The organism is Clostridium moutaii (genome assembly GCF_041205085.1).
Taxonomy (GTDB): domain Bacteria; phylum Bacillota; class Clostridia; order Clostridiales; family Clostridiaceae; genus Clostridium_B; species Clostridium_B moutaii.
The window spans coordinates 42,262-48,625 of sequence record NZ_JBGEWD010000021.1; the positions used below are offsets into that span (position 1 = coordinate 42,262).

The window sequence follows — 6,364 nt, forward strand, 5'->3', positions numbered from 1 at the left end:
GCATTTAAATGAATTTAGGCAGAAGAATAATATATGATAGTCAAACAGGAACTATTATATTAGATACAGGAGAGCAAACAGATGCTACAGCAGAAAGACCTGTATGGAATGGAATTACTTATATAGATTTGGTATACGGGCAAAATGCAGATGAATTCAGTAGAGTGATTAAATGTCATGTAGATATAAGCACAAAAACCGTAGTATTTGATGAATTAAGCCCAATACCGATAACAACAGATGATCAAATAAAAACAATTTCACAGACACTTTTTATTTTCAACAAAGCCTTTACTAGTTCAAACCAAAACGCTGAATTAGTAGAGGCTATTATAAATGCTATAAATAGTTTGAAAACAAGTTAAGAGGGTGAAAATATGTTAGGATATGATTTTTATAAAATGTTTTATACTTTAGGTTATCTTACAATAGATGATTTAAAATGGGCTGTAGCAAATGGGGATTTAACAGCAGATCAATTTAAACAGATTACAGGGCAGGACTATATAGCATAGTCTTTTTATTTTGCCCAAAAGCAGGAGGTGCTATATGAGTGAATGTTATGATGCTAAACTAGATGAAGAAAAGCATGAACACATAAAAGAAAAATTAAAGAAACATGATAATGTACTTGATGAACATGATACCAGGTTAAAAAAATTAGAAAACAGGAGTGAAAGAGTAGACGAAAGGTTGGGCGATCTATGCGATAGGCTTGGTAGTTTAACAAGCGTTTTAATGTGGAGTGCAGGGCTTATAGGAGCTTCATTTTTGGGGCTCTTTATTTATTTATTGGAACAACATTTAAAATAAAAGAAGGGATTATATGAAAAAAAGAATAGTAATATTTATTGTGGCACTGGCATTTATGGCTGGTGCTTTTTTTATACCCCAAAATGTACAAGCCACAAGTATATATAATGGTGTGGATGTATACGAATATAGCAAAATTTCAGACTATCAACAACTTAAAAATTCTGGAGTATCTGTGGTAATTCAAAAAGCCAGCGAAGGTATGACGTATAATGATAGTCTTTTAAGTTATAGGGCTTCTATGTTACCACAGTATGGCTTTAAAGTAGGCTACTATCATTTCGCAACAAACAACGGACAGCCTGTAGCACAAGCACAACATTTTTTAAATCAGATACAAGGTCTTCATATGGACACTATTCTTTGGCTGGATATAGAGAACCAAGGAAGTTGGAGTAAACAGCAAGCTATAGATTTCACTAATAAGTTTATTGGCTATGTACAGGATAGAGGATACAAAATAGGAATTTACACAGGGCTTTCGTTCTATTATGAATATCTATCTGGCAATATCGGCAATGTACCTATTTGGCTTGCAAGTTACGGGAAACAGCCACAGCAATATTCAGATACTGCTTCATGGCAATATACAGATAGAGGGAGTATTTCAGGCATGATTGGTGGCGTAGATATGGATTATTTTAATGATTCTATATTCTCTGGGGCTGTATCTACAAAGGAATTTACTACATTACAAAAACAGACCTATGCTCTGCAATATCAACTAAATAATGACTATAATGCTAAATTGCTATGTGACGGTATAGCAGGCAAAAATACTTTAAATGCTCTACAAGGTATAAAGCCTTTTATTACGAAAGGGCATAGAAGCCATGTAGTAGAGTGGTTACAGCAAAAACTTGTTATGTATGGATATCTAAAAGAAGGTTCCTATACATCTATGGTTTATGATGAACCTACATTCCAAGCAGTAACTAACTTACAGAAGAATTGGGGTAGATCCACAGATGGGATATTAGGATTAGATACTTGGTCAATATTTTTAAATAATTAAAATGGAGGAATGTAAAATGGAAAATATATTTATTATAATTGGAAGCATAGCTGTTGCGGTTTTAGCAATATTTATTGTAGGTTATTTAAAATATAAGAAAATAAATATACCTAGTTTATTTACAAAAGTAGAATCTGCTTTATCAACTGTTAAAAATATAGAAGCTATAATTAAAGATAATACAACAGGAAAATTACAAATTGCGACAGCTAACGCACAATTGATAACTGATGAAGCATTAAAACTTGTTGTAGGTGCAGAAAAAAAATATCTTGCAGGAGATATTAAGGCAGAAGATAGAAAACCAACAGTAATAACAGATTTAACAAATTTTTTAATTTCTAATAAAATTACCATAGATGATAATCTTGCCAAATATATAGATTTAATAGTAAGTTATGCAGTTAAAAAAAGTGGGATGGATGATACAAATAAACAGATTGACGCCAAAATTGCTGCTATAACAAAAACCAATAATGAATTACAACAACAGGTTAGTAAATTATCTATAGAGAATTCAACTTTGCAGCAAAAGCTTACTACTGTACAAAATACTGTAGCTCCTACACAAAATACGAATACCCCAGCTCCAGTACAGAAATAATTATACCCCGGGAAACCGGGGCTTTATTTTTTTAGTAAATTTTTAGCAACTTTTTTATTTACAAGAATAGGTGTAAAGTTGTATTTACCTATCTTTATTATTTCTGGTTCTTTAATATTTTCTTTTTTATTCTTTGCAGATTTTTGCATATCTAACCCCCTAAATTAGTTTCATTAAATGTATTGAGAATAAAACTATATTTTATTTCTATTGTAGCATTTATTTATTATCTTTTATATTATAATGAACTCTTATCTCTCAATTCCCTTTCTCTTATCCACTTAGTAAGCAATTCATTTATTAAATTACTTAAACTTTGATTTTAATCATTAGAACGAACACTTTATGCCTTTGAAATTTATTAACTATAAAAGGAAAATGCAACCATCTTGTAGAATATTTACATAAAGACAATACGAGGTGATGCATATGGTAAAAACAAAGAAAGGCAATTATGAAAGAGTGGAATTAACTTTCTCTAAAGATAATAAAATTGAAATGGATATATATAAATTTATTTTAGAAAAAAGTAACCTAATAGGAAAAGGGAAGTATGTTAAAAACCTTATATATGAAGAAATGAAGAAGGCTACGAAAGAGTAGTCTTTATTTTTATGCAAATTTTTCCGTAATAATTAGGAAACTTTTACGTAAACTCTGCATACATTGTTATTAAAGAATAAGAAAAATACAGGAGGATTTAATGAAAGTAGATGTAAGTTTTAAGCAAACTACCAGAGATATTAAATTATATACTGCAGTGATGTCGCAGGAAGAGAAAAGTGAATTCGTTAAGAAGGCATTGGAATTTTATATTAAGCATTTAGAGAAGGAGAAAGAAAATGGATCTATTTGTATTAGATAAATTGGTTATAACCTATTTTAAGTCTTTAATGTGTAACGTGTATACCCAATTTGCAACTTTTGTTGGACTGTGGACGATTTTAGAAATAGTTTTACACACTAAGAAGGTGGCAAAGAAATGATTACAGAAGTCTTAGTATTAGGAAGCTTATATTGCATTAATAAGAATAAAGACAAAATACGAATAAGAAGAAAGTGGAAACAAATAACTTTTTCCAGAAGGGAATTTACTAATAGATTGGAGAAGACCCTTAAAATCCATCATATAGAGCGCACGGACTATGGGCATATTATTACCATAGAATTACCTTATGGATATACTGTAGAACAGCTTGAAAAAGATCTAGGTGTATTTAAAGAAGGGCTTGGATACAAAAGCATACAGCTAAAAAACATAGATAACTTAGTTGATATGTACTGTGTTAAGAAGTTTAAATTCAAAGAGTATATTCCTTTTAAATTGCCGCCATACAAGCTTTTAATTGCAGATGGACTTATCAATCCTATAATAGTGAATATGAATAAGTTCCCTCATGTGCTTATAGGGGGAGACACAGGCACAGGCAAGTCCAGAATACTTCTACTTATACTAACTAATCTTATAAAATACTGTGACAATGTAGACATTTATTTATTGCAGATAAGAAAAAATGATTTAGGTGTTTTTAATGACTGCAAGCAGGTAAAAATCAATTCCAAGACATTGGAGGAAGTCCTGGAAAACTTGAAGAATATTGATAAAGAATGTAAAAGAAGAGAAAAAATAATTGATAATAGAAAAGGTTACTATAATATAGAAGATTATAATAAAAGAGCACTCTGCAAACTAAAGTATGTTTACATTGTAATAGAAGAATTTAGCTTTTTAAATATATCCAGGGGAGATGGTAAAGAAGAGAAAAAATTGAAATCTGAATGCCTTAAATATATAAAGACTATAGTCAATGTGGGTAGATCCAGTGGAGTATTTTTAATTACAGCACTTCAAAAACCAACATCTGATAGTATCCCCAGTGATATTAAATCTCAATTATGTACTAGAGTAAGCCTTAAGATAGCAGATGAACCTGCGGCAATTGTAATTATGGGTAATGGAAAACCATCTAAATTACAAGAGAGAGAATTGATTTGCAGGACTATAGATGAGCAGCAAGGATATAGTTATACTATAGATCATGATATTATAATGCAAAATATTAAACATAGGATTATAAATAAAAAAGAAGAAGCTGCTCCGAAAATTGAAAGTGATATAAGCAATATATTGAGTATTTTAAATGAAATTAACCGATAGAGATATAAAAATTATAAATTTCATAAAAAATAATCAAGGCGCCACAATAGGGCAACTTCAAAAATTATTCTTCCCTTCATATAATATGACGGCTAAAAGATTAAAATTACTTTTGAATAACAAGTTTTTAAAAGCACAGATGCATCCAGTATTGGGGAAAAAGGTTTATTATTTAAAAAAACTGCCATCTTTCCATACATTAGTTATTACAGATATGACCATATTACTTAAAGATAAAATTAAATTCATGCAAAGAGAATATAAAATAAAAAATAATTATATAGATTGTATATTTATCTTAAAAGAGGGTAAAATAATAATATTAGAAGTTGATATATACAATCGTACAAAAGAGACTAAAATAAAAGAGATCTTAAAAACTTTAGCAGAAACAAAAGCAGTAGTAGAATTTTGGGTTGTCTGCAGGTGCGAAAGACGTGCGCATGTGCAAGAAATAAAATATATAAAAATAAATGATATTAAGAATATTAAGTTATAAACAAAATACTATAAGTATCATAGGAATTTTTAATATACTAAAGCAAGTAAAATCAACAGCTAAGATAAGATTAAGGTATCAAGTCCACTTGATACCTTTTTTGATATACTTTTTGAATTTGAAGCCTCTATTCATTATCCTTTATTCCATAACGATCTTTTATTATTTTGCGGATCATTCCACTAACGGATCTATCTTCATATTCAGCTTCTTTTACAATCATTTTATATACTTTCTTAGGTATTACGGTTGTAACCATAACATTTTCTTTTTTTATCATATGCCTCACCTAAATAAAGTATATAAAAAGTTATGAACTGTGTAATAAAAGTTGATAATAGTTAATAACTTTTTAATCAAAATATTTATCATAGTAATAACATTTAGGGCTACAAAATTGGCTGCAATAACCTCCTAATAATGTCATAGGGCATATCCTAAGTGCATGCGCTATTTTTTTAATTAAGGTCCAGGATGGATTTCTTCTTTTCCCATTTTCAAGTTGACTTAAATAACCATAGGAACAATCAGACAAAACGGAGAGTTCTCTTAAGGTAATATTTTTAGCAAGTCTATATTTTTTTATTAGCAGCATCTTCAAGCGTTCCCCTTTAATTCGACATCTATTTTATAATAATATAAAATATGGTAAAAAATAAATATTAAAATACTGGAAATTGTTAGACTATGCAGAACGATTTTCCTCTGTTTGTCGAAACCTTTGCTACCAGTAAACAAGAACGGGTTTATAATATAGGCATAAGAGATGCATCTTTAATTACATATAGAAAGAAGTGGATATATTTAATAAATTGTGGTAATATAATAAATAAACATAAGAACAAGTGTTCGTATAGAAACATTACAAGGGGGATTATAAATGACAAAGGAAGAAGGAAATGAAAAATTAAAACCAGAAGAAAAAAATGGTATACATAAAGCTAAAAAAATAAAAAGGGTAATATTAAAAATAATTAGGAGCCATTAATTTGGCCCTCTAATTATGGAAGTAGTTGAGAGGTATGCTGAATGTATTGCATATCTTTTTTAGATTTTTTATATCAGGATTCTGCCCAATTTCATATTTACATAGGGATGAATACCCGATAGAGCATATGTTTGCAAAATCACGCTGAGTATATCCATGTATCTTCCTTATCTTACGAATTTTCTGAGCTATTGTTTTTTCGGGAAGGTAATTATATATTTGAGATGTAGTATTTTCAATAGGTTTAAATACTTTTTGATAAGTTGCAGTTTTGTTTATACTGCATG

13 protein-coding genes are annotated in these 6,364 nt (G+C 29.5%); 9 read left to right on the plus strand and 4 right to left on the minus strand.

Annotation, left to right across the window (positions count from 1 at the left end; all coding sequences use genetic code 11):
• Positions 1-8: 8 nt before the first annotated feature.
• The 5 genes from AB8U03_RS15790 to AB8U03_RS15810 are packed head-to-tail and all read left to right on the plus strand — an operon-like array spanning position 9 to position 2,432.
• Complete coding sequence (locus AB8U03_RS15790; protein WP_369705519.1) at positions 9-365, plus strand: hypothetical protein; 357 nt, start codon at positions 9-11, stop codon at positions 363-365.
• Positions 366-377: 12 nt separating this feature from the next.
• On the plus strand, positions 378-515 hold the full coding sequence (locus AB8U03_RS15795; protein WP_369705520.1) for an XkdX family protein: 138 nt from the start codon (positions 378-380) through the stop codon (positions 513-515).
• 34 nt (positions 516-549) lie between these two features.
• Positions 550-813, plus strand: a complete 264-nt coding sequence (locus AB8U03_RS15800) for a hemolysin XhlA family protein (RefSeq protein ID WP_369705521.1) — start codon at positions 550-552, stop codon at positions 811-813.
• A gap of 13 nt (positions 814-826) precedes the next feature.
• Positions 827-1,828 (plus strand): GH25 family lysozyme, encoded by a 1,002-nt coding sequence (locus tag AB8U03_RS15805; protein ID WP_369705522.1) that lies wholly within the window; start codon positions 827-829, stop codon positions 1,826-1,828.
• A 16-nt stretch (positions 1,829-1,844) separates the two neighbouring features.
• On the plus strand, positions 1,845-2,432 hold the full coding sequence (locus AB8U03_RS15810) for a hypothetical protein (RefSeq protein ID WP_369705523.1): 588 nt from the start codon (positions 1,845-1,847) through the stop codon (positions 2,430-2,432).
• Positions 2,433-2,455: 23 nt separating this feature from the next.
• Here AB8U03_RS15810 and AB8U03_RS15815 read toward each other — a convergent pair whose 3' ends face one another.
• Positions 2,456-2,581, minus strand: a complete 126-nt coding sequence (locus AB8U03_RS15815) for a hypothetical protein (RefSeq protein WP_369705524.1) — start codon at positions 2,579-2,581, stop codon at positions 2,456-2,458.
• 280 nt (positions 2,582-2,861) lie between these two features.
• Between AB8U03_RS15815 and AB8U03_RS15820 the strand changes: the two genes are divergently transcribed.
• The 4 genes from AB8U03_RS15820 (at position 2,862) to AB8U03_RS15835 (ending at position 5,089) form a co-directional block, all read left to right on the plus strand.
• A complete protein-coding gene (locus AB8U03_RS15820; RefSeq protein WP_369705525.1) occupies positions 2,862-3,035 on the plus strand; it encodes a hypothetical protein in 174 nt (57 codons plus the stop codon).
• Between the two features lie 100 nt (positions 3,036-3,135).
• Positions 3,136-3,297: a hypothetical protein gene (locus AB8U03_RS15825; RefSeq protein ID WP_369705526.1), complete on the plus strand. Its 162-nt coding sequence runs from the start codon at positions 3,136-3,138 to the stop codon at positions 3,295-3,297.
• Between the two features lie 117 nt (positions 3,298-3,414).
• Complete coding sequence (locus AB8U03_RS15830) at positions 3,415-4,590, plus strand: FtsK/SpoIIIE domain-containing protein (protein ID WP_369705527.1); 1,176 nt, start codon at positions 3,415-3,417, stop codon at positions 4,588-4,590.
• A complete protein-coding gene (locus AB8U03_RS15835) occupies positions 4,574-5,089 on the plus strand; it encodes a hypothetical protein (protein WP_369705528.1) in 516 nt (171 codons plus the stop codon). The genes AB8U03_RS15830 and AB8U03_RS15835 overlap by 17 nt, the downstream gene beginning before the upstream one ends.
• A gap of 127 nt (positions 5,090-5,216) precedes the next feature.
• Here AB8U03_RS15835 and AB8U03_RS15840 read toward each other — a convergent pair whose 3' ends face one another.
• The 3 genes from AB8U03_RS15840 to AB8U03_RS15850 all read right to left on the minus strand — a co-directional run.
• Positions 5,217-5,369 carry a hypothetical protein gene (locus tag AB8U03_RS15840; RefSeq protein ID WP_369705529.1) on the minus strand — a complete coding sequence of 51 codons (153 nt, stop codon included), beginning with the start codon at positions 5,367-5,369 and terminating at the stop codon, positions 5,217-5,219.
• Positions 5,370-5,441: 72 nt separating this feature from the next.
• Positions 5,442-5,684 carry a helix-turn-helix domain-containing protein gene (locus tag AB8U03_RS15845; protein WP_369705530.1) on the minus strand — a complete coding sequence of 81 codons (243 nt, stop codon included), beginning with the start codon at positions 5,682-5,684 and terminating at the stop codon, positions 5,442-5,444.
• 402 nt (positions 5,685-6,086) lie between these two features.
• A partial coding sequence (locus AB8U03_RS15850) for a helix-turn-helix domain-containing protein (protein ID WP_369705531.1) occupies positions 6,087-6,364 on the minus strand: 278 nt, incomplete at its 5' end.